This window comes from Sphingomonas sp. NIBR02145, assembly GCF_027359115.1.
Lineage (GTDB): Bacteria > Pseudomonadota > Alphaproteobacteria > Sphingomonadales > Sphingomonadaceae > Sphingomonas > Sphingomonas kyeonggiensis_A.
This window is the reverse complement of the sequence record NZ_CP114791.1, coordinates 2,600,898-2,627,447: the sequence shown is the minus strand read 5'-3', so window position 1 is coordinate 2,627,447 and position 26,550 is coordinate 2,600,898. Positions and strand designations below refer to the sequence as shown.

Here is a 26,550-nt window from a genome sequence, read left to right as displayed (position 1 = left end):
ACAGGGGAGGGGTGGATGCGGCTGCTGCTCGGATTGGTCTTCGCGGTTGGCCTGGCGGCGGCACCGCCCGCGGCGGCGCAGAGCCCGCTCACCCTCGCCCCCGGCACCGAGACCGCCTCGGACGGCAGCCCGGTCCGCTACGAGGTCGGGGCGATCACCGTTCCCGAAAATCGCGCGAAGCCCGACGGCAAGCGCATCACGGTCGGCGTGCTGCGGATCAAGGCGACGAAGCCGAGCAACCAGCCGCCGATCTTCCTCCTCGTCGGCGGCCCTGGCGTCACCCTGCTCGACACGCTCGGCGATCCCAGCCCGCGCGCGAAGCGCCGGCTGCGCATGTGGCTCGACCATGCCGAGACCAACGACCTCGTGATCGTCGAACAGCGCGGCTACACGCTGCGCGGCGACATGCTCGAGCTGCGCTATCCCGCCGCCCCGCTCGACCGGCCCAGCCGGATCGAGGACGAGATCGCGGTCACGCGCAAGCTGGCCGAAGGGGCGGTGGCCGCCAATTCGGGGCACGACCTGGCCGGCTACACGATCGCCGAATGCGCCGATGATGTCGACGCGGTCCGCCGCGCGCTCGGCTATGACCGGATCAGCCTCACCGCCGCCAGCTTCGGCTCGCAATGGGCCTTTGCCGTGCTCAAGCGCCATCCGGGCACGGTCGCGCGCGGGCTGATCTCCCTGGTCGAGCCGCTCGCCAACGGGTACGACATGCCGGCCCATGTCTTCGCGGTGATGCAGCGCGTCGCCTTCGAGGCCGAGCAGGATCCGGCGCTCAAGCCCTTCATCCCCAAGGGCGGGCTGATCGCGGCGGCGCGCACGGTGCGCGATCGCCTCGCCGCCGCGCCGGTTACCGTCGAGCTGCCCGGCACCGGCAAGGTGGTGCTGGGCCTTGGCGACTATCAGCGCGCGCTGTTCAGCCATGTCGTCGATGCGAGCAAATGGCCGGCCTTCGTGATCGACGCCTATCATGGCCGCTACCAGGCCTGGGCCGCCGAGGAAGCCGAGACCCGCAAGGCCAGCACCACCGCGCTGATCGGCCCGTTGATCGACACTGCAACCGGCGTCACTGCGGCGCGCTGGGCGCAGATCCAGGCGGACCCGGCGCTCGACATGCTCGGCCCGTGGAATTTCGCTTCCTATGCCGCTACCGCCGATGCTTGGCCCACCGCCGATCTTGGCGACGCCTTCCGTCTGCCGGTGCGCGACGAGACGCCGATCCTGTTTGTCCAGGGCGATTGGGACGCCAACACCCCGGTCGAGAATCTGGTGGATGTGCTGCCCTGGTTTCCCAATGCCCGCACGCTGATCGTGCATCGCGGCCAGCATAATGGCCGGCTGCTGCGCGATCATCCCGATCTCGATGCGGCGACGATGCGCTTCCTGCGCGACGGAACGATGCCGGCGCTGCCCGGCCGGGTCGATGCCGCGCCGGTCAGCTTTGCGCTGCCGGCCGCCACCGGCTGAACCAGCGCGCGATCAGCGCCGCCGCGATCGGGAACACTAGCGCATAGCCGATCACCCCGATCATCCGCAGCGGCATCACTCCGCTCAGTGGCCCCAGCAGTCCGAGCAGCGCCAGTGCGCCGCTGCCGAGCAGCAGCCGGTAGATTGTGACCTCGCCGCGAAACGCCGGCGCCATCAGCAGCACGGCAACCGCGAAGAAGCCGTCCCAGGCGAGGATGTCGAGCATATAGGGCAGGCTCGGCCAGGCGAAGGCGTCCTCTGCCCCAAGTGCCAGGATCGACAGATGCACCACGCTGGTCAACGCCAGCGCGGCGGCCATCAGGGGCAAGGCGGGCCGGGTGAAGCGCGGCGCCAGCCCGGTGCCGCGCACGGCGGTGGCGAGCCCGAGCAGGAACGGCACCAGCAAAAGGATCAGTATTTCCATCGCCCCGAACCAGGGCTGGCCGATCGGCGCGTCGCGCTCGGGCAGCGTCGCCAGCCCGATCGCCAGTACCAGCAGATAGGCCAGGCTCAGCCCCGCCACCGCGAAACCCGAGACGATGCCCAGCTGGCGAAGGACGGGGACGGGGGAGGGGCGGCGCATGGCGCATATCTGGCCCGCGTGCCACCGCAAGCGCAAGCCGTGCCGTCGCGAACCCGCCCGCGGTTCATTTGAAGTTCAGTCTTCAAACCATTGCTTCATCGAAACGAAGTCGCAGGGAGGGCGATATGCGGGGTGGTTTGTGGAGTGCGGCGGCTTTGGTCTGCGCGATGCCGGCAGCGGCGCAGGCGCAGGAGCGGGTCGCGGGGCGCTGGATCGTCACCGTCGACTATTTCGGCACGCCCACCGTCTGGACGCTCAATCTCAGGCAGGACGGGGCCACGATCACCGGCGACCTGACCGGCGACGTGCTCACCGGCACGGTCAAGGGCAACGAGATCCGCTTCCTGGCCAGGGACAGCGTCGGCGGCTCGGAGGATGTCACCGCGCGGTTGGTAAAGGGGCGGATCACCGGCGAGATGCTGCTGGTCGACGGATCCGAGCCGAAGCGCATCCCGCACCGCCTGCGCTTTACCGCCGAGCGCCCGTCCGAGCCCGCGGCCCGGCCGCCGATGCGCCACGAATTCGTGCCGACGCGTTTCTACCGGGAGTTCTCGCCGTCCAATCCGCCCGCGCTCCATGTCAATCCGGGCGACACGATCCACACCAGCACGATCGATGCCGCCGGCATCGATGCGGACGGCGTCCGCCGCGCCGCGCCCGGCAATCCGCAGACCGGTCCCTTCTATATCGACGGCGCGATGCCCGGCGACACGCTGGTCGTCCGCATCCGCAAGCTCCGGCTCAACCGCGATACCGCGATCAGTACCAACGGCATGACCGAGCGCGGCCAGGACGCGCGCACCGCGGTCCGCCTGGCGGGGACGGGCAAGCCGGTCACCTGGCGACTCGACCGCGACAAGGGCATCGCCACGCCCGAGGCGCCGGGCGATGCGCTCAAGGGCTATTGGGTGCCGGTCAGGCCGATGCTCGGCGGCATCGGCGTCGCGGTCGATGCCCGCTCGCCCGCGCCCGGCTCGGGCGATGTCGGCCGGTTCGGCGGCAATATGGACTTCAACGAGATGGGCGAGGGGACAACCGTCTATCTCCCGGTCGCGGTGCCTGGCGCCTTGCTCTATTTCGGCGATGCGCATGCGGCGCAGGGCGACGGCGAGACCACCGGCGACGCGCTCGAGACGTCGATGGACGTCGAGGTCGAAGTCGATCTCGTCCGCGGCAAGAGCGCCGGCCAGGTCCGCATCGAGACGTCGACCCACCTCGTCGCGATCGGCATGGACGGCTCGCTCGACGCGTCATTCCGCACCGCCTCGTCGAGCATGTTCGCCTGGCTGTCGGCCGAGTACGGCCTGTCGCCCGCCGACATCGCCCAGATCTACGGCACCGCCGCCGAATATCGGGTCAGCGCGGTGCCGGGCCGTGCCGCGGGCATGGTCCTCAAGATCCCCAAGGCCCGCCTCGCCACGCTGCCGGGCGCGAGGAAGCCCTGAGGGCCGCTCAGCTCGGCGTGTCGATATCGTCCCATTCGGTGCCGCGCGCCTGCTGGAACCCGGTCAGCCAGTTGAGCGCGACATGGCGTTCCATGATGATGTCCGGGCTCAGCCCCTCGGGCTGGGTCCCCTGCTGGTGTGCCTGGCGGACGATCCAGTGCTGGCGCCAGGTCCGGTCGAGCGCATCGAGGATCTCCGGAACGGGGCGAAGCTGCGGATCGGCCGCCGGTGCCTCTGCGAGCTCGAGTACGGCGCGTGCAAGCGTGCCGGCATCGGCAATCTGGTCGCTGGAGTCGAGTTTTCCGGCCGGATTGCCCAGCGCCCAGAGCAGCGTGTTCAGCGCTTCGTAGCGCCAGCCCATCTTGCTGACGGTCTGCGCATCGGGGGCGTCGGCCTCGAGGAAGGCCGCTTCCTCCGGGGTCAGCGATGCCATGCCGACAGGGTTCGCCTCGCGCAGCCGGGGGCGGATGTCGTCGTCGCCGGCACCCAGATTCTCGGCATGGACTGCCACGCAAGTCAGCGCCAACGCGCGCCGCAGCACCGCCGCCGCCGGGCGCAGCACCACCTCGGCCTCGCCAAGCGCGGGCGGCATGCTGGCGGGCGGCCGCGGCTCGATCCCGGCGAGGGCCGCCAGCGTGTGTTCGCGGCGTGCCACGGCGTCGGGCTGGTAGGGCAGGGCGGCGGCGGGATCGCTCGCACCGGCGCCGTCGATCAGCACCGCCCCGTCCGGCGCGCGCACCGAACCGTCGGGCAGGAAGAACACGGCGTTGGCGTCGCGCGCCCATTGCGCGATCTCGCCGAACGCGTCGGCCGCCACCGAGAAGCTGATCTGGTGGCGCACCCGCTGGATATGCCGCCACAGATGATAGCGCGCCGCGGTCATCTGGCCGTCGCCGCGCCCCATCACATAGCCGGTAAAGCCGTCGAGATGCGGCGCCAGCTCGGGATCGGACAGGTCGCGCCGGTTGTGCAATACATGCGCGAAGCCCAGCGGCGGCAGGTCGCGCACGGTGGCATAGGCGTTGACCAGCACGCCCTCATCGTCTGCCGGCAGCGGTTGCGCCGCCGGTTCGGACTCCGCCGCGCCGCGCCCCAGCAACTTGTCCAACAGGCCCATCGAATTCCCCTCTCAGTGGATAGCGATGGGCCTAACGCTCAACTGTGCAGGAAGTGCATCACGTCACCGTCCTTGACGATGTACGCCTTGCCTTCCGCGCGCAGCTTGCCGGCCTCGCGGGCCTTGGCTTCGCCGCCCAGCGCGACGAAATCGTCGTACGCGATCGTCTCGGCGCGGATGAAGCCCTTCTCGAAGTCGCTGTGGATCACGCCGGCGGCGTTCGGCGCGGTGGCGCCTTCGTCCACCGTCCAGGCGCGCGCTTCCTTGGGGCCGACGGTGAAGAAGGTCAGCAGGTGCAGCAGCTTGTAGCCGGCGCGGATCACGCGGGCGAGGCCGGTCTCCTCCAGCCCCAGCTCGCCGAGGAACTCGGCGCGGTCCTCGACCGGCATCGTCGCGATATCGGCCTCGATCGCCGCCGAGACGACCACCGCCTCGGCGCCCTCGGCCTTGGCCTTGGCGAACACCTTGGCCGACAGTTCGTTGCCGTTCGCCGCGTCTTCCTCGTTGACGTTGCACACGTACAGGACCGGTTTGCCGGTGAGCAGCTGCGCCTGCTTGAACACGCGCTCCTCGTCGGCGTCCTTCGGCGCGGTGAGGCGGGCGGGCTTGCCGTCGCGCAGCAGGTCGAGCGCCTGGCCGAGCACGCTCGCGCCGACCTTCGACTCCTTGTCGCCCTGCGCCGCCTTCTTCTGCAGGTTCGGCACGCGCTTCTCGAGGCTCTCCAGGTCGGCGAGCATCAGCTCGGTCTCGACGGTCTCGGCATCGGCGATCGGATCGACCTTGTTGTCGACATGCTGGATGTCGTCATTCTCGAAGCAGCGCAGCACATGGACGATCGCGTCCACCTCGCGGATATTGCCGAGGAACTGGTTGCCCAGGCCCTCGCCCTTGCTCGCGCCGCGCACCAGGCCGGCGATGTCGACGAAGCCGAGCTGCGTCTCGATGATCTTCTGCGAGCCGGCGATCTCGGCCAGCTTGTTCAGCCGGGGATCGGGCACGGCGACATTGCCGACATTCGGCTCGATAGTGCAGAACGGATAATTCGCCGCCTGCGCAGCCGCCGTCTCGGTCAGCGCGTTGAAGAGCGTGGACTTGCCAACGTTCGGAAGCCCGACGATGCCGCAGCGGAAACCCATGTGAAGCCTGTTCCAGTGAATTGGGGAAAGGCGCCCGATAGAGGCAAAGCGCCGCTTTTGCCAGCACGGGCTTGCGGAACGTCCGCCGCGGCTCCGTCTCCGTCACGACGGAGGACGAACACCGACATGCGCGGTTTCGTTTTCCAAGGCCCTCAAAGCGCCGTATTGGGTCCGGATTAGCCGGAACCGGCATGGCTTGACTGAGGGCCATTCATCTGGGGTACAGGGGCAAACCCCTTTCGGTGCCCGTGTGTTTTGAGGAGCAGGGAATGATTCGCCGTCACATGTTCATGAGCGCGCTTGCCGCGACGGTTGCACTGTCGGGCTGCGGTGGCGGCAATAGCTCGACCGCGACTCCGACGCCGACCGCCACGCCTACCCCGACGCCCACCGCGTCGCCGACCTATGCCAGCTTCCCGCTGACCGCGCCGACCGAGTTCTACACCTTCAGCGCCGCGACCAGCTACACCGGCGATCCGGCGACCAGCGCGGTCACCCTCGGCGCCGCCAACACCGAAACGCTGTCGAGCCGCGTGCGCCTCGCCACCGATACCGCGATCGCGACCGGCACCTATGTGATGCGCGAGAACACCGAGGAAGCGCGCTTCTGCGTGCCGACCGGCCAGACCTGCACCGCGACGCTCTCCGCCAATGCGGTCCCGGCCAACACCGAGTTCGTCTTCCGCCGCGACGACACCACCACCGCGGGCAAGTTCGACCAGGTCGAGTATCTCAACAACGTGGTCACCGCCGTGTCGAGCACCGGCGTCGGGCCGACCAGCGACACCGCTCTGGCGCTCAGCCGCGTCAGCTGGGCCAACTGGTGGCGCGGCGATTCGACCGCGGGCCAGAAGCGTCTCGCCTACACCGCCTGGGGCTTCTCGACCGCGACGTCGGACATGCCGACCACCGGCACTGTGTCGTACACCAGCCGCATGACCGGCCGTCTGGTCAGCACCAGCGGCACCAGCACCGCGATCAACAAGGTCAGCGGCACGGTGACCACCAGCGTGAACTTCGCCACCGGCGTGGTCGACATGACCTTCACGCTCAGCACCATCCCGGCCGGCGGCGGTACCCCGGTCGCCTATGCCAACTTCACTGCCCAGGGCGCGATCCCGGTCGGCCAGAACCAGTGGACCGGCAGCTTCACCAACACCAGCCCGCTCACCGGCACGCTGGCGGGTGGCTTCTTCGGCTCGCAGGGCGAGCAGGTCGGCGTGGTCTTCTCGGCCTCGGGCACGATCGGCGGCGCCCAGCAGCGCCTGATCGGCGTGGTCGTCGGCAAGAAGTAAGCCGGCAACGTCGCGAAAACAGGAAAGGGGCTCCGGTTCGCCGGGGCCCCTTTTGTTTGTGCCCCTTTCTCCGTCACCCCGGGCTCGACCCTGGGTCCCGCTTCTTCTGCGTCGAACGCGCCGACCGAGATCGCCACCAGCGTCGGCGCCATCGACAAACGGCGCCCGCACCCGCTAGCGTGCACGGGTGGAACTCGCCGAGCTGATCGCGCCGCTGGCGCCCGAGCACTTCCTTGCCGATTATTGGGGCCGCAAGCCGGTCCATATTCCCGCGCCCGCGGGATCGAACCGCGCGGCCGTCATCGGCTGGGAACGGCTCAACCAGCTGCTCGGCGTGCGGACCCATTGGGGGCCGGAGCATATCAAGCTGCTGCTGAACAGCGCGCCGGTCGCGCCTGATTTCTACATGGACGCGGTTCCCGGCCGCGGCGGCACCCGCCGGTTCGCCGATCCGGCCAAGGTCGAGATGTTCCTGGCGATGGGCGCCAGCCTGGTCGCCGATGCGGTCGAGCAGGTCGCGCCCGAGATCCGCGCGCTCACCGATGCGCTCGCCCGGCAATTCTCGGCGCGGGTCGAGGCCAATCTCTATTGCTCCTTCCAGGGCATCCAGGCCTTCGCCTCGCACTGCGACCTGCACGAGGTGTTCGCGATCCACTGCGTCGGCGAGAAGCGCTGGCGGATCTATGCCAATCGCGCCGAGAATCCGCTCGAGCCGCTGACCGGCGACGATGCCCAGGCGCGGATCGATGCCGCCAAGGGGCCGGTGCTGATGGACGTCACGCTGCGTCCCGGCGACGTGCTCTATATCCCGCGCGGCTATTTCCACGATGCGCTGGCCAGCTCCACCGAATCGCTCCACCTCACGCTCGGCATCACCCCGCATTCGGGCAAGCTGCTGTTCGAGCTGCTCCAGGACATGGCGCTGCGCGAGCCGGCCTTCCGCGCCTATCTCGCCGATGCCCGCGCCCAGGACGGACAGGCGCTGGCCGGCCAGCTCGCGGCCCTCGGCGCGCGGCTGTCGGAGCTCGCGCGCAGCCGCGCGCTGCTCGAGGAAGTGACGCTCCGCCAGCGCCAGCTCGCAGCCCCCGGCCGGGACCTCGCGCTGCCCGAGCGGCCGATGCTCGATTTCTACGCGCGCACCGATCGCGCCGCCTCGGTCGCCTGGCTGGAGACCGGCGCGACATTGCGCACCGGCGCCGGCGACCAGCCGCTCGGCCCGATCGCCGATGCCGCGGACTATGCGCTGTCCCGCCCGGCGGTCAGCGTCCAGGAGCTCCGCGCCCGCTTCGCGCATCACCCCGAAGCCGAGATCGGCGCGCTGCTCGCCCAGCTGGTCCGGCTGGGCCTGCTCCAGCCTTACCGGCCGGAACTCTGATCGGCCGCGCTGCAGCGGGCGACCGATCATCCCGTCACTGGCCCAGGCCGAGCGCCTGCGCGAATTGCGCGGGGCTGGGTGTCTCCGCGAAGTGCGGCGTGTCGCCGATGTCCAGCCAGGGCTGCTTGCGGCTCGTCCAGATATGCGCGGCCGGGGTGAGTTCGTCGCTGCGATCCAGCGTTCCCGCCCGCAGGATCACCATGCCCGGCACCGCGCTGTTGCGATTGGCGATGCGGGTCATGCAGGCCGGGCAGCCGATATGCTCGGATGCCATGGCCTCGTCCGCCCCGATCCGGAAATCGGCAGCCTCGCCGGAGATCGTCACCAGCGTCTCGGGAAGCAGCGCGTGCAGCGCGAAGCCGCCGCCGCTCCAGGTCTGGCAGTCGCGGCAATGGCAGGCATAGCTGAGCGGCAGTGCCTCGAGATCGATCGTGTAGCGTACGGCGCCGCAGCGGCATCCTCCGGTGACCGGCATGAAATTCCTCTTCGATGAAATGGAGCGCGGGGATAGCCGGCCATGCTCCTGAGGCAAGGCACAACCGGCTCTCCCGGCGGATTTGTTCAGATCGCGATGCCCTGCACCGCATCGGCAAGCGTATCGAGGGCGTCCAGCGCCTCCCGGGGCGGATGCAGCGCCAGCGCGGCCAGGTTTTCCTCCAGCCGGGCGGGCCTGCGCGTGCCGGGGATCGGCACGGCCTTCACGCCCAGCGCCGCTGCCTTTGCGTGGAGCCATGCCAGCGCCAGTTGCGCCGGAGTCGCGCCCATCGCGTCGGCCTGCTGCTCGATCTCCGCCACCAGCCGCGCATTCGCCGCCAGATTGTCCGCCGAGAAGCGCGGGAAATGCTGGCGCGCATCCCCCGCTGCCAGCGCGGCGCCAAAGTCGCGGCCGGTCAGCATCCCGCGCCCCAGCGGCGAATAGGGCACCAGCGTCACGCCCAGCCGGGCGGCGACCGGCGCGACCTCGGCCTCGATCCCGCGGGTGAAGACAGACCATTCCGATTGCAGCGCGGCGATGGGGGGGATCGCATGGGCCGCCTCCAGTTCTCCGGCGCTTACCGCGCACAGGCCCAGCCAGCGCACCTTGCCCTCTTCGACGAGGCGCGCCATCGCCCCCACCGAATCCTCCAGCGGCACGGCGGGATCGCGCCGGTGCATGTAGTAGAGGTCGATCGCTTCCACATCGAGCCGCCGCAGCGAGTTCTCGACCGCGGTGCGGATGAAGGCCGGACGATTGTCGAGGCTCCAGTCATCGGGCCGTTCCACGGTGCGGGCATAGCCGAACTTGGTGGCGATCAGCGCCTTGCCGCGATGCGCGCGCAGGAAGGGCGCCAGGAACTTCTCGTTCGCGCCCAGGCCATACATGTCCGCCGTGTCGAACAGGGTGACGCCGCGTTCGAGCGCCAGCTCCAGCGTGGCGCGGGCCTGGGCTTCATCGGTCGCGCCGTAGAATTCGCTCATGCCCATGCAGCCAAGGCCTTGCGCCCCGATGAGCGGGCCATCGGCGCCCAGGCGCAACTGCGGCAGGGAAGGGGGAGGGGTCATGGCGGAAAGGACTCCAAATTTCGAGGAGCCCCGCCCATAAGTGCGTAGCTTAGTACAGGGTCAAGGCGCTTTTCCGATGCTGATCTCGCAATTCGCCAGTGTAACCGGCCTGTCTCCCGAGACGGTCCGCTTCTATGTCTCCAAGGGCCTGTTGCGGCCGGAGCGCAGCGCGAAGGGGGGCTCCAATCCCTATCAGCTCTTCGGCCGGGCGGAGGTTACGGCGGCGCGGATGATCCGGCTCCAGCAATCGCTGGGCTATTCGCTGCGCGAGATCGCGGATCTCAATGCCGAATATCGCGCGGGCGCCGGCTCGCCCGAACGGACCGCAGAGATATTGCGCGAGCAGATCGCGCGGCTGGAGGAGCGGCGCGCCGCCATCGATACCGCGCTGGGGTTCCTCACCGGCAAGCTCGCCTGGGTGGAGGCAGGCCAGCCGGGCGACGCCCCGGAACTGGCCGACTATCTCTGCTGACGATCTCGGTCACCCCGGCCTTGAGCCGGGGTCCCGCTGCATCGACAACCGCTGGCGGCAATCAATCCTGCAGTCGCATCGCCACGTCGTTCATGAACCGCACATCGTCCCCCGCCGCCAGCCAGCTCGCCTCGGCGGCGATCGCGCCGAGCATGTCGGCGAGCGGGTCGAGCTCGTTCTTGGCGTAGTTGCCCAGCACATAGCCGTGCACCCGGTCCTTGTGCCCGGGATGGCCGATGCCGATCCGCACGCGGCGGAAGTCCGGCCCCAGATGCTTGTCGGTCGAGCGCAGGCCGTTATGCCCCGCGGTGCCGCCGCCGCGCTTCACCTTCACCTTCATCGGCACCAGGTCGAGCTCGTCATGGAACAGCGTCACGTCTTCCGGGGTGAGCTTGTAGAAGTCCATCGCCGCGCGCACCGATCGGCCGCTCTCGTTCATGAAGGTGCCCGGCTTGAGCAGCACCACCTTCTCGCTGCCGATCCGCCCTTCGCGGGTCCAGCCCTGGAACTGCTTCTTCTCGGGCGTGAAGCCATAGGTCTCGGCAATGGCGTCCACCGCCATGAAGCCCACATTATGCCGGTGCATCGCATATTGCGGGCCCGGATTGCCCAGGCCGACCCACAGCTGCATCTCAATTCCTGCTCAAACGAAAATCGCCTCCGCACCTAGGATGCGGAGGCGATTTTTTGAAGCCGTAGTTCGAAAAGGGGCGATTACTCGCCGGCTTCCTCGCCTTCGGCCGCTTCGGTCGTGGTCGTGTCGCCTTCGCTCGACTTGAGCGCCGACGGAGCAACCACGGTCGCGATGGTGAAGTCGCGGTCGGTGATCGCCGAGGTCGCGCCCTTCGGCAGGGTCACTGCCGAGATGTGCAGCGAATCGCCGACTTCGAGGCCCTTGAGCGAGATGGTGATCTCGCTGGGGATCTCGGCGGCGTCGACGACCAGGTCGAGCTCGTGACGGACGACGTTCAGGACGCCACCGCGCTTCAGGCCGGGGGCCTCTTCCTCGTCAGTGAAGACGATCGGCACGTTCACGTGCACGGTCGCGTGCTCGCTGATGCGCAGGAAGTCGGCGTGCACCGGACGATCGGTGACGGGGTCGAAAGCCACGTCCTTGGGCAGGGTGCGCTCGCCATTGATCATGACGACCGAATTGAAGAAGTGCCCGGTCATCAGCAGACGATAGAGCTCGCGCTCCTCGACGTGGATGCTCTTCGGGTCCTGCTTGTTGCCGTAGATTACGGCGGGGACGCGGCCATTACGACGAAGCTCGCGGGAGGCTCCCTTGCCAACCTGCTCGCGCGTCTCGGCCGACAGCGTAAGCGTATCGCTCATGTGTCGTTCCAATCAGCTAAAGTTAGTTCAATCCGGCCAGGCCTCCAGGGATGACCCTGGCACGGAAGGCGCGCGCATAGCGGAGGGGGCAGGGGAAAGCAAGGAGAGTCGCCATGCATCCCATAACCGTCATCCCCGCGAAGGCGGGGATCCATTGCCGCTGAACGTGCGGAAAGCGCCGCACCGTCAGCCTGAATGGATTCCCGCCTTCGCCGGGATGATGCGCACTGGTCCCTAAAGTTGGCGCAGCAGCGTTTCCAGCTTCTCGAAGCTCTGGCTCCACCCTTCGCGCATTCCGTCCAGCGCCGGCAGCAGCGCCTCGCTCACCTGCAGCACCACCGTCGACATCTGCATGCGCGTGCCGCCTTCGGGCGCGTCGGTGAAGACCATGGTGGTGCGGTGCTCGATCCCCCAGCTGCCGTCCTCGCCGGGAAAGCCGCGCAGCACCATCACCAGCCGTTCGGGCCGGTCGACCACCTCGAACTCGCCCTGCACCGGGTTGGTACCGTACGGTTCCGGGCCCCGCATATCGATGCGGACACTGCCGCCCGGGCGGGCATCGCTCTCGCAGAACGGCACGTCGAACCCGTGCGGGCCCCACCATTTTTCGAGATGTTCGCTTCGGGTCATGCAATCGAAGACAAGTTCGCGCGGGGCCGCGAAGACGCGGTCGATCGTCACTTCCCGGCCAATGCCAACATTCGCGTTCATTCCGTCTCTCCCGTCTGCAGTTTCGCCAGATAGGCGTCCAGATCATCGAACTTCGCGTCCCAGAACCGCCGATATTCGCCCAGCCACTCGCTCGCCGCCCTGAGCGCCTCGGGCTCCAGCCTGGCGGGGCGCTGTTGCGCCACCCGGCTGCGCGAGATCAGCCCGGCCTGTTCGAGCACCTTGAGATGCTTGGTCACCGCCGGGCCACTGATCGCGAAGGGCTGGGCGATCTCGCCCACATTGGCTTCTCCCAGCGCCAGCCGCGCCAGGATCGCGCGGCGGGTGGGATCGGCCAGGGCGGCGAAGGTATTGCTCAGGGCGTCCATATCTAACCTTTTAGCTATATAACCTATTGGTTAAATAGTAATCGGGCCGGAGTCAAGCAACCGCGCAACCTTTGCGCACTTGAGTGTATGATTGTGTGTGGAAGCCTCACCTTTGCTGCTCCCCGGCGAACGCCGGGGCCCAGGGTCAAAAGCGGGACGGCAGAGAAACCCTGGGCCCCGGCGTTCGCCGGGGAACGGGAGGGCTCAATATCGCACCCGCTCCACCTTCAGCCCGCGCTTCGCCAGCTCCGCCTGCACGCTGGCATCGCCGGCCAGATGCCCGGCCCCCACGGCGGCGAACACCGTGCCAGGCTGTTGCATTCGCTGGGAAATCCAGTCGGCCCAGTTGCGGTTGCGGCGAACGAGCAGCGCCTCGGTCACTTCGGGGGCGGAGGCCATGTCGGCATTGACCAGCCGGGCCAGCCCATCGGCATCGCCCTTGCGCCAGGCGGTGACGGCCTGGTCGATCTTGGTCCCGGCCTCGGGCAAATCGTCGATCGTCTCGACCAGCAGCTTGCGCTGGGCGGGCAGGGGCAGGGCGTCGAAATACCCCAATTGCTGGCGTGCGGTCTCCAGCCCCTCCAGCTTCTTGCCCGCGGCCTTGGCGGCATTGGTCAGGGTCAGCTCGGCGCCCTGTTTGTCGTCATATCCCAGCTGCTTGAGCGGCAGCACCGACAGGAGCGTCGCGGCCAGCCACGGCTCGGCCCGGTCGAGCGAATCGGGTGCCATGCCGAATTTGGGCAGCGCCGCGCGCATCTTCCCGGCCTCGGCGGCGGGCAGCTGCTCGGTCAGCGGCGGACCACCGGCGGCGGTGCCCAACTCGGCGACGATCGCCTGCATCTCGGCATCGGGCGGCATCACCAGTTCGAGCACCAGCGTGTCGGCCTTGTCGAACGCCTGTTTGAGCCCGCCCTGGAACCAGTTGATGCCGGGCTTGAGGACATGGACGGTGCCGAACAGGTAGATGGTGGTGTCGTGGTCCTTGACCACCCACAAAGCCGGATCGGCCTTCTCAGCCGGGGCAGGCGCCTTCTGCCCGCAGCCCCAAAGGGTTAGCGCCATCAGCGCGGGGATCAGGCGGCGTATCACTTGGCTACCGGTCATCCCGAAGCGGTAGCCGCGAAAGCCTGCACGATCCAGCACCGGCATTGACCGTCAGGAGAGGAGACGCCAAAGCGCAGGCCTATGGCACAGCCTCTCAGCTTCCAGCGCATGATCCTCACGCTCCATGACTATTGGGCGGAGAAGGGCTGCGTGATCCTCCAGCCCTATGACATGCGCATGGGCGCGGGCACCTTCCACCCGGCGACGACCCTGCGCGCCCTCGGCCCCGAGCCGTGGAACGCCGCCTTCGTCCAGCCCTGCCGCCGCCCGACCGACGGCCGCTATGGCGAGAACCCGAACCGGCTCCAGCATTACTACCAGTATCAGGTGATCCTGAAGCCGAGCCCGAGCGACCTGCAGAACCTCTATCTGGGCTCCCTCGCCGCGATCGGTATCGACTTCACCAAGCATGACATCCGCTTCGTCGAGGACGATTGGGAATCGCCCACGCTCGGTGCCTGGGGCCTGGGCTGGGAAGTCTGGTGCGACGGCATGGAGGTGACCCAGTTCACCTATTTCCAGCAGATGGGCGGCTTCGACTGCAAGCCCGTCGCCGGCGAGCTCACCTACGGGCTCGAGCGGCTGGCGATGTACATCCAGAATGTCGACAGCGTGTACGACCTCGCCTTCAACGACCAGGGCGTGAGCTATGGCGACGTGTTTCTCGAGAACGAGAAGCAGATGTCGAAGTACAATTTCGAGGTCGCCGACACCGAGACTTTGTTCGAGGGCTTCCGCAAGGCCGTGGCCGAGTGCGAGAATTGCCTGGCGAACAACGTGCCCATCGCCGCCTATGAGCAGGCGATCGAGGCCAGCCATCTGTTCAACCTGCTCCAGGCCCGCGGCGTGATCTCCGTCGCCGAGCGCCAGGCCTATATCGGCCGCGTGCGCGACCTCGCCAAGGGCAGCTGCGAAGCGTGGATTCAGCACATGACGCCCACCTGGCAAGCCAAATACCCGGAGTGGACGGTATGACTGCCGTGACCGAAGACTTCCTGCTCGAACTCCGCTCGGAGGAAATTCCCGCCCGCATGCAGGAAAAGGCGCGCGCCGATCTGGCCGCGCTGTTCGAGGCGCGGCTCAACGCGCTCAACCTGCCGTTCGAAAGCATCGAGAGCTACGCCACCCCGCGCCGCCTCGCGCTGATCGTCCGCGGCGTCGCGGCGATGACCGCTGCCGCCAGCGAGGAGCGCAAGGGGCCCCGCGCCGATGCTCCGGCCCAGGCGATCGAGGGCTTCCTGCGCTCGACCGGCCTCAGCCGCGAGCAGCTCGTCGAGCGCGACGACGGCAAGGGCAACAAGGTCCTGTTCGCGGTGATCGACCGCCCCGGCATCGTCGCCGGCTCGGTGCTCGCCAGCGCGATCACCAGCGCGATCACCGCCTTCCCCTGGCCCAAGTCGATGCGCTGGGGCGCTGCCTCGTCCTCGACCGAAAGCCTGCGCTGGGTGCGTCCGCTCCAGGGCATCATCGCGCTGCTCGGCGACAAGCTGGTGCCGGTCGAGATCGCCGGGGTGAAGAGCGCCTCGGTCACGGTCGGTCACCGCTTCCACCACCCGGGCGGGATCACGATCGGCTCGGCCGCCGATTACATCGAGAAGCTGCGCGCCTGCCACGTGATCGTCGACGGTGCCGAGCGCCGCAACATCATCGCGCTGGGCGCCAAGATGGCTGCGCAAAAGGCGGGCCTGACGCTGATCGAGGATGAGGGGCTGCTCTACGAGAATGCCGGCCTCACCGAATGGCCGATGCCGCTGCTCGGCAGCTTCGACGAAGCCTTCCTCGACGTGCCGCCCGAAGTGATCCAGCTCACCGCGCGCGTGAACCAGAAGTATTTCGTTTGCCGCGATAATGCGGGCAAGCTCGCCAACGCCTTCGTCTGCGTTGCCAACATCGACGCGGCGGACGGTGGCGAGAAGATCGTCGAGGGCAACCAGAAGGTCCTCGCCGCTCGCCTTTCGGACGCGCGCTTCTTCTACGAGACCGACCTCAAGACCCGCCTCGAAGACCTGACCCCCAAGCTCGAGAAGATCGTCTTCCACGAGAAGCTGGGCACGGTGGCCGACAAGGTCGACCGCGTCGCGAAGCTGGCGCGCTGGCTGGTTGAATCCAATATCGTCACCCCGGCGAAAGCCGGGGTCTCAGGCGATGGCGCGGGACAGGAGCCGCACGAGATCCCGGCTTCCGCCGGGATGACGGAATTGGCGGATATGGCCGAGCGCGCGGCGCGCCTCGCCAAGGCCGATCTCGTCACCGGCATGGTCGGCGAGTTCCCCGAGCTACAGGGCCTGATGGGCGGCTATTACGCCGCCGCCCAGGGCGAACCCGCCGCCGTCGCCGAAGCGATCCGCGATCACTACAAGCCGGTCGGCCAGGGCGACGACGTCCCCACCGCGCCGGTGACAGTGGCCGTGGCGCTGGCGGACAAGCTGGATAGCATCACCGCCTTCTTCGGCGTCGACCTGAAGCCCAGCGGCTCCAAGGACCCGTTCGCGCTGCGCCGCTCGGCGCTCGGCGTGATCGCGCTGATCCTCGACAATGGCCTGCGTTTCCCGCTCACCAAGTCGGTCAGCAAGGACGTGCTCGACTTCTTCGCCGACCGCCTCAAGGTCCAGCAGAAGGAAGCCGGTGTCCGCCACGACCTGATCGACGCGGTGTTCGCGCTGGGTGGTGAGGACGATCTCGTCCGATTGCTCGCTCGGGTGAAGGCGCTCCAGTCCTTCGTCACTTCGGAGGACGGCCGCAACCTGCTCGCCGGCTACAAGCGCGCCGCCAATATCCTCAAGAAGGAGAGCTGGGCGCCGGGCGAAGTCGCGGACAACGAGATCTACGAGGCCGAGCCCGCCGAGGCCGCGCTGCGCGAGGCGCTCGACGCCGCCGAGCCCAAGGCCGAAGCCGCGGTAGAGGCCGAGGATTACGAAGCGGCGATGGCCGCGCTCGCCTCGCTCCGCGCGCCGATCGACAAGTTCTTCGACGATGTCACCGTGGTCGATCCCGACGAGTTCAAGCGCGAGATGCGGCTTAGCCTGCTCGCCCGCATCCGCGACGCGGTGAACAACGTCGCCGACTTCTCGAAGATCGAGGGCTGATCCGGGAGCATTCTCCATAGCTGACCCCCGGCGAAAGCCGGGGCCCAGAGTCGCAAGCGATGTAGCAGGTAAACCCTGGGCCCCGGCTTTCGCCGGGGATCAGCGGGTGATGCTTACTCATTGGCGCACGATGTAGGAATGATTTATCTTACGTAACCGGTGTCTTGCCGTGATTTGATCACGGCCAAGCAAAACTTGCCTTCTGACAACGTAGTCAGCGGGTTTCCCCTTGTTCGCACCTGCGGTACGCGCCTGCCCAAGCCTTAAGAAGGGACGGGAATGACGCAGTACGTGTACCGCTTCGGCGGGAGTGTGTCGGACGGAGGCAAGGGCGACAAGAACCTGCTCGGCGGCAAGGGTGCGAACCTCGATGGCATGGCCTCGATCGGCCTGCCGGTGCCTCCGGGTTTCACGATCAGCACGCCGATGTGCGCGGTCTATTACGACCAGGGGGGTATCTTCCCCGAGAGCGTGAAGGCCGAAGTCGCCAACGGCATCGCGCATATCGAGGGCATCACCGGCAAGAAGTTCGGCGACGCCGGTGATCCACTGCTCGTCTCGGTCCGCTCCGGCGCGCGCGCGTCGATGCCGGGCATGATGGACACGGTGCTCAACCTCGGCCTCAACGACACCACCGTCGTCGGCCTCGCCGCGATCAGCGGCGACGAGCGCTTCGCCTGGGACAGCTATCGCCGCTTCATCCAGATGTATTCCGATGTGGTGCTCGAGCTCGATCACGGCCGCTTCGAGGAAGCGCTGGAGATCGCCAAGGAAGACCGCGGCTACAATCTCGACACCGAGCTGACTGCCAGGGACTGGCAGGCGCTGGTCGCCGAGTACAAGGCGATCGTCGAGGAGCTGTGGGGCAAGCCTTTCCCGCAGGACGTGCATGACCAGCTCTGGGGCGCGATCGGCGCGGTGTTCGGCTCCTGGCAGTCGGAGCGCGCCAAGGTCTATCGCCGCCTGAACGACATTCCGGGCGACTGGGGCACCGCAGTCAACGTCCAGGCGATGGTGTTCGGCAATATGGGCGACACCTCGGCGACGGGCGTGGCGTTCACCCGCGATCCCTCGACCGGCGAGAACGCGTACTATGGCGAGTTCCTGATCAACGCGCAGGGCGAGGACGTCGTCGCCGGCATCCGTACCCCGCAATACCTGACCCGGGCCGCCCGCGAAAAGGCCGGCGCCAAGCCCGCCTCGATGGAAGAGGCGATGCCCGAGGTCTATGCCCAGCTCGCGGCCGTCTTCGAGACGCTCGAGAAGCACTATCGCGACATGCAGGACATCGAGTTCACCGTCGAACGCGGCAAGCTCTGGATGCTGCAGACGCGCTCGGGCAAGCGCACCGCCAAGGCTGCGCTCAAGATCGCGATCGACATGGCGAACGAGGGGCTGATCACCCAGGAGGAAGCGATCCTGCGCGTCGATCCGGCGGCGCTCGACCAGCTGCTCCACCCGACGCTCGACCCCAATGCGGTGCGCGATGTGCTGACCAAGGGGCTTCCGGCGTCGCCGGGCGCCGCTTCGGGCATCGCGGTGTTCGACAGCGACACGGCCGAAAAGCGCGCCAATGCCGGCGAGAGCGTGATCCTGATCCGCGTCGAGACCAGCCCCGAGGACATCCACGGCATGCACGCCGCCAAGGGTATCCTGACCGCGCGTGGCGGCATGACCAGCCACGCCGCGGTGGTCGCGCGCGGCATGGGCCGGCCCTGCGTCTCGGGCGCCGGCAGCCTGGCGATCAACGCGCGCGAGAAGCTGCTGCGCGTCGGCAGCCGCGAAGTGCGCGAAGGCGATCTCGTCACGATCGACGGCTCGACCGGCGAAGTGATGCTCGGCGCGGTGCCGACGGTGCAGCCCGAGCTGGCCGGCGATTTCGGCACGCTGATGGTCTGGGCCGATGCCAAGCGCCGCCTCAAGGTGCGCACCAACGCCGAGACCCCGCTCGATTGCCGCACCGCGCGTGATTTCGGCGCGGAGGGCATCGGGCTTTGCCGGACCGAGCACATGTTCTTCGAGCCGTCGCGCGTCACCGCGGTGCGCGAGATGATCCTCGCCTCTGACGAGGCCGGGCGCCGCGTCGCGCTCGAGAAGCTGCTCCCCGAGCAGCGCAGCGATTTCGTCGAGATCTTCGAGGTGATGGCCGGCCTGCCCTGCACGATCCGCCTGCTCGATCCGCCGCTCCACGAGTTCCTGCCGCATGAGGAAGCCGAGTTCGCCGAAGTCGCGGCGGCGGCCGGGCTCGATGTCGAGACGCTCAAGCGCCGCGCCGCCGAGCTGCACGAGTTCAACCCGATGCTCGGCCATCGCGGGTGTCGCCTGGGCGTGACCTATCCCGAGATCTACGAGATGCAGGCCCGTGCCATCTTCGAGGCGGCGTGCATCGTCGCCGAGAATAGCGGCGAGGCGCCGATCCCCGAGATCATGATTCCGCTGGTCGCCACCGCCAAGGAACTCAGCCTGATGAAGGCCGTGGTAGATCGTGCTGCGAAGGACGTGTTCGAGGAGCAGGACCGCACGATCCAATATCTGGTCGGCACGATGATCGAGTTGCCCCGCGCGGCGCTGCGCGCGGGCGAGATCGCCGAGGTCGGCGCCTTCTTCTCCTTCGGCACCAACGACCTCACCCAGACCACGCTCGGCGTGTCGCGTGACGACGCGGCGAAGTTCCTCACCACCTATGTGGAGAAGGGGATCTACGCCAAGGATCCGTTCGTCAGCCTCGATGTCGAAGGCGTCGGCGAGCTGATTGCGATCGCCGCCGAGCGCGGCCGGGCGACCCGGCCCGACATCAAGCTCGGCATCTGCGGCGAGCATGGCGGCGATCCGGCCTCGATCGCGTTCTGCGAGGAGACCAGGCTCGATTACGTGTCGGCCTCGCCCTACCGCGTGCCGATCGCGCGGCTGGCGGCGGCTCAGGCGGCGTTGCGAAACCCCGCCTGAGCCGCCGCGCGCGGTTCAGGGCATCACGGCTTTCACGGCGGCGGCCAGTTCGCCGCCGAAGTCGCCATTGTAGCGCGAGTTGATCACCGCGCCGATGGTGATGCCGTTGCTGTAGGTGATGATCAGCGTGTTGATCTCGCCCTTGTTCCAGCCGGCCGGGTGGTAGCCGCCATGGTAATAGGCGGTGAGCCCGCCGCCATAATCGGCGTAGAACATCCCCAGATTGCCGTCGCGCATCTGGTCCACCGTCGCCTGGGGCAGGATCTTCTCGGTCAGCATCAGGTCGTGCATGAACCAGGCGAGCTCGCGCGAGTTCAGGTTCCAGCCCTGAGAGCCGCACACCGCGGTCATGTCTCCCCAGTCCTGGCCGGGCAGCACGGTCGTGAAGTCGAAATTGTCGGCATTATATGCGCCCGAGCCGTTATCCTTGCTCGACTTGTAGCTCAGTGCCGGGCGGGGCTGGGGCGACTTGCAGGTGAGGAAGGGCATTCCCGCGCTGTTGAAGGTCTGGCGATTGACGATCAGGTGATATTGCTCGCCATAGTCCGCGCCGCTGCTGGCGGTGATGCCGTACATGCGGACCAGCATGACGCGCTGGAAGGCGTAGTTGGTATTGGCGTAGCGATAGGCCTTGTTGATGTTCGGCGCCTTGGCCGCGCAGGCCTTGAGCGTGTCGAAGCCGATCCCGCAATTATCGTCCCAGATGCCGCTGGTATGGCTCAGCAGCTGGCGAATGCTGACTTCCTTGAACTTCGCGTCGAAGGTCCAGTCGCTCGGCAGGTACTTGTATGCCTTGTCATCGAGCGTGACGTTCTTCTGCGCCATCACCCGCATCAGCGTGGCGGCGGTGATCGTCTTGCTCACGCTGGCGATGGTGATGCGTTCCTGGTCGCTCATCGCGCGCGGGCTGGGGTCGGGGGCGCGGCGCGCCGAACCGCCCGCGGCGGTCGCGGTCGCGCCGCCGGGGGCCATCACCGTCACCGACCAGCCGACCGCCTTGCCGGCGAACTGGGTCTTCACCTTCTGGGCGATCTGCGCGACGGCGAGTGCTTCCTGGTTGATCTTGATGCCGCCCTTGGGGAGCCAGCTGCCCGAGCTTGCGGGGCGCAGCTTGTAGGGGCGGCTGACCGGCTGGTCCTGCGCCGGAAAGCGTTGGCGCAGTTCGAGGGGCGAGACCTGGCGAAGGTCCTGGGCGGTTACCTGGAGTTGCGGGCGGACGGTAACCTGGCCCAGGGCCGGCGCCGCCACGCCAAGAAGGGGAATCGCTACGAGGACGTGCTGCAACTTCACGGCTCTTCTCCGAAAGACAGAGGCACTGGGCTGGTGCGCGCCAAGCCGGTCCGATTCGGGCGATCGATGCCGGCGACGAAAGAGCGATCCCGTGCACGCCTATAGCCGATGCCGGGCGGATCGGCATCGTAAAAAAACTGTTCAGTACCCATGTTCGGCGAAGAGAGTCGCGGCGATCAGCCGAATTTCTCCGCATGCGCGCGCTCGTTGCCGGCGGCGAGCAGCGCGGCCTGTTCGCGCCAGCCCTGTTCGGCGATCGTGCCGGCGGGCAGCTCAAGCCGCTGCTCCAGCGCCGCCTCGTCGGCGGGCGCCATCTTCTCGATCTCGCGATAGGTCTTGATGCCCAGCTCGTTGAGCCGCTTCGCCTGGGCGTCGTCGATGCCCTTGATCCGCACCAGATTGTCGCGGCCCCAGCCGAACCAGCCACGCCAGGCAGCACCCGGCTTGTCGTCGGCCGCAACCGGGGGGGCAGGGACCTGGCCACGCAGCGCCTTCACTTCGGCCTGGAGCGCGCGGATGCGTTCCTCGGCCTCGTCGCGGGTGCGCGCGTGCTCGAGTTCCTCGTCCTGATAGCGCTCGCGCCACTTCGCCCCGCCCGAACGGCTGGCCAGCCCCAGGAACCAGCCGGCGACCAGAGTCAGTCCCAGCGCCGCAAACTGCGTCGCGGTTTCGAACGGAAGCGGCATTATCGGGCGATCCTAGTGGGCGTGCTCTGGGTGTGCGGGCTCGGCTGCTGCCGGCTCCGCATGCGGGGGCTCGTCATGCGCCACCGGCTCGGCGGGGGCAACGGCAGCCGGCGCTTCCTCGACATGCACGGGTTCGGCGTGCGCGGCGGGTTCCGGAGCGGGGGCCGGCTCGGCGGGAGCCGCTTCGGCTGGTGCGGCAGCTTCGTGCGATTCCACCGCATGGGTGACCGCGGCGCCCGCAACGGCCCCGGCGACCGCGGCTGCAGCCACGGTTGCGGTCGAATGGCCTTCGGGCTGGGGTGCGGGTTCGGGCGCAGCGGCGGCGACGGGCTCGGCCACCGGTGCCGGTGCAGCTGCGCGCAGCTTCGCATTCTCGGCTTCCAGGTCGCGGATGCGGCGGGCGGAGTCGCGTAGGTCGCTCTCGGCGCGGTCGCGATAGCCCGCGTTGTCGATCTCTTCTTCCTCGAGGCGCTGGCGCCACTTGCGGCTGCCGCTGTGGCTGGCGAGCCCCAGGAACCAGCCGGCGATCAGCGTCAGACCCAGCCCGGCGAGCTGCGTGATCGTCTGGAACGGCAAATCATGCATCGAGTCGACCTCCCCTTAGTCGGGCGGGAGGCTATCTCGCCCGGGCAGGTCGCGCTACCGAAATTGGTTAAGGACCCTTGGAGATCAGCGCGTCGTTGATCGAGCAGGCCGCCGGGCCAAGGATCACGATGAACAGCACCGGCAGGATGAACAGGATCAGCGGCACGGTCATGATCGCGGGCAGGCGGGCGGCCTTTTCCTCGGCGCGCATCATGCGCTCGTTGCGGAATTCGGCCGAGAGCACACGCAGCGCCGAGGCGAGCGGGGTGCCGTATTTCTCGGTCTGAATCATCGTGGTGACCACGCCGCGGATCGAATCGAGGTCGATGCGCTCGGCGAGATTCTCGAAGGCCTGACGGCGATCGGTGAGGAAGCCCAGCTCGATCGCGGTCAGCTGGAATTCCTCGCCCAGCTCGGGATAGGCCTTGCCCAGTTCCTTGGAGACGCGCGCGAAGGCGGCATCGACGGTGAGTCCCGCTTCGGCACAGATCACCAGCAGGTCGAGCGCGTCGGGCAGGCCCTTGCGGATCGCGGCACTGCGCTTGGTGATCTTGTTCTTCAGGTAGATGTCGGGGAACTTGTAGGCGAGAATGAAGCTGCCGGCGACCAGACCATAGGCCTTCATCGGGCTCCAGTCCGAGAACATCTCGGTGCCGTAGACGAAATAGAGCATCGGCCCGCCGATCACGATCGGCAGGACCAGGCGGCCGAAGATCACCGCGACCGCGAATTCCTTGCGGCGGATGCCGGCCTGGAGCAGCTTGGTCTGCGCCTGCTTGACCTGGCTGTCCTGCAGCACCTTCATCGAGGAGAGCAGCGAGCGGATCCGGTCGGTGGTCTCGCTCTTCTGGACCAGCTTGGCGCGGCGCTTCGAGGTGGAGGCGGTGATGCCCGCCTTGAGCTGCTCGCGGCGTTCGTTGAGCGACTTGACGCGCTTCGCCATCGGGTCGCGCACCGTGGTGGCGGCGTAGATCGCCAGCAGCACCGCGAAGGCGGCGACGGCCGACAGGATCGATGCCACCCAGATGATGTCGATGCCCATGATCGTGGGGCCGGAAGGAGGTGCGCCGTTCATCGCATCAGATCTCGAAGTTGACCATCTTGGCCATGATGAAGGCACCGAGCCCCATCCAGATCAGGCCGCCGCCGCCGATCATCATCAGCCGCTCGTCCTTGAAGAAATTGGCCATGTAGTTGTTGTTGATGAACCACACGAGCGTGAACACGATGAAGGGCAGGGCGCCCACGATCAGTGCCGACGCCTTGGATTCCGAGGACATCGCCTTGATCTTCAGCTTCATCTGGGCGCGCTTGCGCAGCACGTCGGCCAGGTTGGCCAGCGTCTCGGCCAGGTTGCCGCCGGTCTCGCGCTGGATCTGGATGGTGATGGTGAAGAACTGGAATTCGGGCGTGCCGAGCCGGTCCGCGGTTTCCTGAAGCGCGGTGTCGAGCGACTTGCCGATCTTCATCTTGTCGCTGACCGCGCGGAATTCCTCGCCCACCGGGCCTTCGACTTCCTGCCCGACCACACCCATCGTCTCGGTGATCGGCAGGCCCGAGCGCAGGCCGCGCACGAGCAGCTCGATCGCGTCGGGAAACTTGGAGGTGAACTTGGCGACGCGGCGCTTGATGAAGAAGCCGACCACGAAGTGCGGCAGGCCGACGCCCAGGAATAGGCCGACGCCCAGCGCCAGCAGGATCGGCAGGCCCTGGAGCAGGATCAGGCCGGTGGGCACCAGCGTGAGGCCGGCGCTGACCATCATATACTGGCCAAGCGTCCATGGCTTGCCCGTCATGTTCAGGCGCTTCTGGAGCAGGGCCGGATTGGGCAGGAAGCGGGCGGCGGTCGCGTCCATCTTGGTCGCGCGGGCGGCGGCCACCCGGCGCATCTGCGCTTCCATCGCGTTGGCGCCGACGGCGCTCACCACGTGGCGCTCGCGCATCGTCTTCACGCGGCGCGCGCCTGCGCGCTCGGCGGATGGGCCCGAAAAGGCGAACACCATCAGCACGAGCACCAGGAAGGTGCCTCCAGCGAGCATCAATACCGGCAGCATGTCCACGCCGCGCTAACTCCGCCTGTGTGATCCCCGCGCAGCCTGGCTGCGCAAAGGTTACTTCCTTGCCTTGACCGGCATCTTCACCTTGAACTTCTCGAGCAGCGAACCGCCGCCCTTGGCCGGCTTTCCGCCCTTGGCCTTCGCCTTGGCGCCGCCGTCATCGGTGCCCGAATCGGCGATGCCGACGATGCGCTGGGCAAGGTCACCCAGCGGTGCCACGCCCTTGTTGCTCCGGCCCACCTCGGCAAGCGGCTTGCCCAGCTTGGCCGATTGCGATGCCAGCTTGGCGTCGAACGGCAGCAGGAAGTCGATCTTGCGCTCGATCGAGCCTTCGAAGTCCTTGCGGCTGATCTCCAGAACGCCCGCCTGTTGGATTTTGTTCGCGACCACGATGACCTGGGTCTGCGGCGCGTTCGACTTGAACCAGCTGAGGATGCGGATCGCGTCACGCGCGGCGGCGAGCGTCAGCTCGGTCACCAGCACGGCCACCTGCACATCGGTGATCAGGTGCGGATGGTTGACCAGCATCGAGCGCGGCAGGTCGACCACGGTGCACTCGAAGGCGGTGCGGATCTCTTCCTGCAGCTGATAGAAGGCCGCGCCGTCGGTCATGATCGGCGAGTGGATCGGCGCCTCGGCGCTGAGCACCGCGAGCCGGTCCGACGCGCGCACCATCGCGCGCTCGATGAACAGGCCGTCGATGCGGCTCGGATTCTCGATCGCGTCGGTCAGGCCGCGGCCGGGCTCCAGGTCGAGAGCGAGCGCGCCGGTGCCGAAATGCACATCCAGGTCGAGCAGCGCCGTGGTGCGGCCCTGCTTCTCGCCCATCAGCCAGGCGAGCGAAGTCGCGATCGTCGAAGCGCCGGCACCGCCGCGGGTACCGATCACCGCGACTGCGCAGTGCGCGCGCTCGGCTCCGGTCTCGGCGGCCTTTGGTGCGTTGAGCGCGGTCTGCGCCTGGGCGAAGGCATCGCGCAGCGCATCCGGGTTCAGTGGCTTGAGCAGATAGTCGTGGATGCCGCTGGCGACGAGGTCGCGATACAGGCGCACGTCATTGACCTGGCCCGATGCGATCACAACCGTGCCCGGTTCGCAGACTTCGGCGAGCGCGTTGATGTCGTTCAGCGGATCGCCGCTCTCGGACAGGTCGACGAACAGGATGTTCGGGCTGGCCGAGACCGACAGGGTCTGGACCGCGTTGCGCAGGCCGCCCTTGTTGACCTTTTCCGGCGACCAGCCGAGCTCGACGGCGATCGGACGCAGGATCTCCGCCGTCGCCTCGTCGCAGACGAAGGCAACGAACGGATCGCGATGCCCGGTGCGGGCGGGATTGAAGGGCGCGTTCACTTCGGCGTGCTCCCACCAGAGTTCAGCGTGGCGCCGCCGGCGCCCGAGGGCGCTGCCGTACGGAAGGCACCGATCGCCTTGGCGCTGGTCGCCGGGTCGCCGGTGGGCGAGCCGGGCGCGCCGCGGACGAGATCGGCCGGATCGGCGATCATCGCGGCGAGGTTGGCATTGGTGGAGCAGCCATAGTTGGAGCTGGTGCTCGCCTCGAACGTGTATTCGGCGGGACGCGAATTGTCGGGGCAGCCCGGCACCGCAGCGGTCATCCGGGTGACGACCACGCGGATCGTGCCCGGCGCGATCTGGCCGGCGGTCACCGGGGCGCGATCGGCGAGGATCAGGCCGTAGCGGCCCGCCTCGGCGGCGATTTCCTGGCGGCCGGTGGTGCCGGCGGCGCCGTCGTCGATCGCCACGCGGTCGCCGTAGCGCAGGTTCATCGCCGACATCCAGCCGGCCAGGCGCTGGCTCTCGCCGGCGGCAAGGCCATAGCCGGTGGTCTGCAGGTCGAGCACATAGTCGTTACGCTGCACGACCGGCTGATGCACCGATTCGACGCCGCCATTATAGGTGCCGCAGCCTGCGAGCAGCAGCGCCGGGACGAGCAGGGGAGTGAAGCGCGGAAGCACGGGCGATCTCCTCGTCAGT

25 protein-coding genes are annotated in these 26,550 nt (G+C 67.8%); 8 read left to right on the top strand and 17 right to left on the bottom strand.

From position 1 onward, the window contains the following. The first annotated feature begins 15 nt into the window (after positions 1–15). On the top strand, positions 16–1,470 hold the full coding sequence (locus O3305_RS11530; RefSeq protein WP_269572702.1) for an alpha/beta hydrolase: 1,455 nt from the start codon (positions 16–18) through the stop codon (positions 1,468–1,470). On the opposite strand, the gene O3305_RS11525 is transcribed toward O3305_RS11530, so the two are convergent. Beyond that, a complete protein-coding gene (locus tag O3305_RS11525) occupies positions 1,439–2,053 on the bottom strand; it encodes a hypothetical protein (RefSeq protein WP_269572701.1) in 615 nt (204 codons plus the stop codon). The genes O3305_RS11530 and O3305_RS11525 overlap by 32 nt on opposite strands. Positions 2,054–2,178: 125 nt before the next feature. Here O3305_RS11525 and O3305_RS11520 point away from each other — a divergent pair, with 125 nt between their 5' ends. Beyond that, on the top strand, positions 2,179–3,498 hold the full coding sequence (locus O3305_RS11520; RefSeq protein ID WP_269572700.1) for an acetamidase/formamidase family protein: 1,320 nt from the start codon (positions 2,179–2,181) through the stop codon (positions 3,496–3,498). Between the two features lie 7 nt (positions 3,499–3,505). Here the strand turns inward: O3305_RS11520 and O3305_RS11515 are convergent, their stop codons facing one another. After that, complete coding sequence (locus O3305_RS11515; protein WP_269572699.1) at positions 3,506–4,615, bottom strand: DUF4272 domain-containing protein; 1,110 nt, start codon at positions 4,613–4,615, stop codon at positions 3,506–3,508. A 38-nt stretch (positions 4,616–4,653) separates the two neighbouring features. Beyond that, positions 4,654–5,751 (bottom strand): redox-regulated ATPase YchF, encoded by a 1,098-nt coding sequence (ychF, locus tag O3305_RS11510; RefSeq protein ID WP_269572698.1) that lies wholly within the window; start codon positions 5,749–5,751, stop codon positions 4,654–4,656. Between the two features lie 269 nt (positions 5,752–6,020). On the opposite strand from ychF, the gene O3305_RS11505 reads away from it, so the two are divergent. Together O3305_RS11505 and O3305_RS11500 are read left to right on the top strand one after the other, a co-directional pair. Beyond that, a complete protein-coding gene (locus O3305_RS11505; protein ID WP_269572697.1) occupies positions 6,021–7,046 on the top strand; it encodes a HupA family protein in 1,026 nt (341 codons plus the stop codon). Between the two features lie 187 nt (positions 7,047–7,233). After that, positions 7,234–8,421, top strand: a complete 1,188-nt coding sequence (locus O3305_RS11500; protein ID WP_269572696.1) for a JmjC domain-containing protein — start codon at positions 7,234–7,236, stop codon at positions 8,419–8,421. 34 nt (positions 8,422–8,455) lie between these two features. Here O3305_RS11500 and O3305_RS11495 read toward each other — a convergent pair whose 3' ends face one another. Both O3305_RS11495 and O3305_RS11490 read right to left on the bottom strand, forming a co-directional pair. Then, positions 8,456–8,896, bottom strand: a complete 441-nt coding sequence (locus O3305_RS11495; RefSeq protein ID WP_269572695.1) for a GFA family protein — start codon at positions 8,894–8,896, stop codon at positions 8,456–8,458. 86 nt (positions 8,897–8,982) lie between these two features. Next, complete coding sequence (locus O3305_RS11490; RefSeq protein WP_269572694.1) at positions 8,983–9,963, bottom strand: aldo/keto reductase; 981 nt, start codon at positions 9,961–9,963, stop codon at positions 8,983–8,985. A gap of 76 nt (positions 9,964–10,039) precedes the next feature. On the opposite strand from O3305_RS11490, the gene O3305_RS11485 reads away from it, so the two are divergent. Further along, on the top strand, positions 10,040–10,435 hold the full coding sequence (locus O3305_RS11485; RefSeq protein WP_269572693.1) for a MerR family transcriptional regulator: 396 nt from the start codon (positions 10,040–10,042) through the stop codon (positions 10,433–10,435). A 61-nt stretch (positions 10,436–10,496) separates the two neighbouring features. Here O3305_RS11485 and pth read toward each other — a convergent pair whose 3' ends face one another. The 5 genes from pth to O3305_RS11460 all read right to left on the bottom strand — a co-directional run bounded on the left by pth (position 10,497) and on the right by O3305_RS11460 (position 13,911). Continuing rightward, positions 10,497–11,066 carry an aminoacyl-tRNA hydrolase gene (gene pth, locus O3305_RS11480; RefSeq protein ID WP_269572692.1) on the bottom strand — a complete coding sequence of 190 codons (570 nt, stop codon included), beginning with the start codon at positions 11,064–11,066 and terminating at the stop codon, positions 10,497–10,499. Between the two features lie 83 nt (positions 11,067–11,149). Then, positions 11,150–11,770 carry a 50S ribosomal protein L25/general stress protein Ctc gene (locus tag O3305_RS11475; protein ID WP_269572691.1) on the bottom strand — a complete coding sequence of 207 codons (621 nt, stop codon included), beginning with the start codon at positions 11,768–11,770 and terminating at the stop codon, positions 11,150–11,152. 234 nt (positions 11,771–12,004) lie between these two features. Beyond that, a complete protein-coding gene (locus O3305_RS11470) occupies positions 12,005–12,481 on the bottom strand; it encodes an SRPBCC family protein (RefSeq protein ID WP_269572690.1) in 477 nt (158 codons plus the stop codon). Next, the gene (locus O3305_RS11465; RefSeq protein WP_269572689.1) at positions 12,478–12,807 is read right to left on the bottom strand and encodes an ArsR/SmtB family transcription factor; all 330 of its coding nucleotides are present in this window, start codon (positions 12,805–12,807) and stop codon (positions 12,478–12,480) included. Before O3305_RS11465 ends, O3305_RS11470 begins: the two co-directional genes overlap by 4 nt. A gap of 204 nt (positions 12,808–13,011) precedes the next feature. Then, positions 13,012–13,911: a TraB/GumN family protein gene (locus O3305_RS11460; protein ID WP_269572688.1), complete on the bottom strand. Its 900-nt coding sequence runs from the start codon at positions 13,909–13,911 to the stop codon at positions 13,012–13,014. A gap of 81 nt (positions 13,912–13,992) precedes the next feature. On the opposite strand from O3305_RS11460, the gene O3305_RS11455 reads away from it, so the two are divergent. The 3 genes from O3305_RS11455 (at position 13,993) to ppdK (ending at position 19,943) form a co-directional block, all read left to right on the top strand. Beyond that, positions 13,993–14,886 carry a glycine--tRNA ligase subunit alpha gene (locus O3305_RS11455; protein ID WP_184168989.1) on the top strand — a complete coding sequence of 298 codons (894 nt, stop codon included), beginning with the start codon at positions 13,993–13,995 and terminating at the stop codon, positions 14,884–14,886. Next, positions 14,883–16,997, top strand: a complete 2,115-nt coding sequence (gene glyS / locus O3305_RS11450) for a glycine--tRNA ligase subunit beta (protein WP_269572687.1) — start codon at positions 14,883–14,885, stop codon at positions 16,995–16,997. Before O3305_RS11455 ends, glyS begins: the two co-directional genes overlap by 4 nt. 279 nt (positions 16,998–17,276) lie before the next feature. Next, positions 17,277–19,943, top strand: coding sequence for a pyruvate, phosphate dikinase (gene ppdK / locus O3305_RS11445; protein ID WP_269572686.1), 2,667 nt, complete (start codon positions 17,277–17,279; stop codon positions 19,941–19,943). 15 nt (positions 19,944–19,958) lie between these two features. On the opposite strand, the gene O3305_RS11440 is transcribed toward ppdK, so the two are convergent. The 7 genes from O3305_RS11440 to O3305_RS11410 all read right to left on the bottom strand — a co-directional run bounded on the left by O3305_RS11440 (position 19,959) and on the right by O3305_RS11410 (position 26,531). After that, complete coding sequence (locus tag O3305_RS11440; protein WP_269572685.1) at positions 19,959–21,233, bottom strand: serine hydrolase domain-containing protein; 1,275 nt, start codon at positions 21,231–21,233, stop codon at positions 19,959–19,961. A 176-nt stretch (positions 21,234–21,409) separates the two neighbouring features. Continuing rightward, positions 21,410–21,919 (bottom strand): helix-hairpin-helix domain-containing protein, encoded by a 510-nt coding sequence (locus tag O3305_RS11435; protein WP_269572684.1) that lies wholly within the window; start codon positions 21,917–21,919, stop codon positions 21,410–21,412. A gap of 12 nt (positions 21,920–21,931) precedes the next feature. Then, entirely contained in the window at positions 21,932–22,504 is a 573-nt protein-coding gene (locus tag O3305_RS11430; RefSeq protein WP_269572683.1) for a hypothetical protein, read from the bottom strand. 67 nt (positions 22,505–22,571) lie between these two features. After that, the gene (locus O3305_RS11425) at positions 22,572–23,579 is read right to left on the bottom strand and encodes a type II secretion system F family protein (RefSeq protein WP_269572682.1); all 1,008 of its coding nucleotides are present in this window, start codon (positions 23,577–23,579) and stop codon (positions 22,572–22,574) included. Positions 23,580–23,583: 4 nt separating this feature from the next. Then, complete coding sequence (locus O3305_RS11420; protein WP_269572681.1) at positions 23,584–24,564, bottom strand: type II secretion system F family protein; 981 nt, start codon at positions 24,562–24,564, stop codon at positions 23,584–23,586. Between the two features lie 51 nt (positions 24,565–24,615). After that, complete coding sequence (locus tag O3305_RS11415; protein WP_269572680.1) at positions 24,616–25,908, bottom strand: CpaE/TadZ family protein; 1,293 nt, start codon at positions 25,906–25,908, stop codon at positions 24,616–24,618. Further along, a complete protein-coding gene (locus O3305_RS11410) occupies positions 25,905–26,531 on the bottom strand; it encodes a CpaD family pilus assembly protein (protein ID WP_311768512.1) in 627 nt (208 codons plus the stop codon). The genes O3305_RS11415 and O3305_RS11410 overlap by 4 nt, the downstream gene beginning before the upstream one ends. Positions 26,532–26,550: the final 19 nt, after the last annotated feature.

Excerpts from the sequence above, each read along its gene's own strand:
- O3305_RS11530 (WP_269572702.1), top strand. The coding sequence starts at position 16 with ATGCGGCTGCTGCTCGGATTGGTCTTCGCGGTTGGCCTGGCGGCGGCA.
- O3305_RS11525 (WP_269572701.1), bottom strand. The coding sequence starts at position 2,053 with ATGCGCCGCCCCTCCCCCGTCCCCGTCCTTCGCCAGCTGGGCATCGTC.
- O3305_RS11520 (WP_269572700.1), top strand. The coding sequence starts at position 2,179 with ATGCGGGGTGGTTTGTGGAGTGCGGCGGCTTTGGTCTGCGCGATGCCG.
- O3305_RS11515 (WP_269572699.1), bottom strand. The coding sequence starts at position 4,615 with ATGGGCCTGTTGGACAAGTTGCTGGGGCGCGGCGCGGCGGAGTCCGAA.
- ychF (WP_269572698.1), bottom strand. The coding sequence starts at position 5,751 with ATGGGTTTCCGCTGCGGCATCGTCGGGCTTCCGAACGTTGGCAAGTCC.
- O3305_RS11505 (WP_269572697.1), top strand. The coding sequence starts at position 6,021 with ATGATTCGCCGTCACATGTTCATGAGCGCGCTTGCCGCGACGGTTGCA.
- O3305_RS11495 (WP_269572695.1), bottom strand. The coding sequence starts at position 8,896 with ATGCCGGTCACCGGAGGATGCCGCTGCGGCGCCGTACGCTACACGATC.
- O3305_RS11490 (WP_269572694.1), bottom strand. The coding sequence starts at position 9,963 with ATGACCCCTCCCCCTTCCCTGCCGCAGTTGCGCCTGGGCGCCGATGGC.
- O3305_RS11485 (WP_269572693.1), top strand. The coding sequence starts at position 10,040 with ATGCTGATCTCGCAATTCGCCAGTGTAACCGGCCTGTCTCCCGAGACG.
- pth (WP_269572692.1), bottom strand. The coding sequence starts at position 11,066 with ATGCAGCTGTGGGTCGGCCTGGGCAATCCGGGCCCGCAATATGCGATG.
- O3305_RS11475 (WP_269572691.1), bottom strand. The coding sequence starts at position 11,770 with ATGAGCGATACGCTTACGCTGTCGGCCGAGACGCGCGAGCAGGTTGGC.
- O3305_RS11470 (WP_269572690.1), bottom strand. The coding sequence starts at position 12,481 with ATGAACGCGAATGTTGGCATTGGCCGGGAAGTGACGATCGACCGCGTC.
- O3305_RS11465 (WP_269572689.1), bottom strand. The coding sequence starts at position 12,807 with ATGGACGCCCTGAGCAATACCTTCGCCGCCCTGGCCGATCCCACCCGC.
- O3305_RS11460 (WP_269572688.1), bottom strand. The coding sequence starts at position 13,911 with ATGACCGGTAGCCAAGTGATACGCCGCCTGATCCCCGCGCTGATGGCG.
- O3305_RS11455 (WP_184168989.1), top strand. The coding sequence starts at position 13,993 with ATGGCACAGCCTCTCAGCTTCCAGCGCATGATCCTCACGCTCCATGAC.
- glyS (WP_269572687.1), top strand. The coding sequence starts at position 14,883 with ATGACTGCCGTGACCGAAGACTTCCTGCTCGAACTCCGCTCGGAGGAA.
- ppdK (WP_269572686.1), top strand. The coding sequence starts at position 17,277 with ATGACGCAGTACGTGTACCGCTTCGGCGGGAGTGTGTCGGACGGAGGC.
- O3305_RS11435 (WP_269572684.1), bottom strand. The coding sequence starts at position 21,919 with ATGCCGCTTCCGTTCGAAACCGCGACGCAGTTTGCGGCGCTGGGACTG.
- O3305_RS11430 (WP_269572683.1), bottom strand. The coding sequence starts at position 22,504 with ATGCATGATTTGCCGTTCCAGACGATCACGCAGCTCGCCGGGCTGGGT.
- O3305_RS11425 (WP_269572682.1), bottom strand. The coding sequence starts at position 23,579 with ATGAACGGCGCACCTCCTTCCGGCCCCACGATCATGGGCATCGACATC.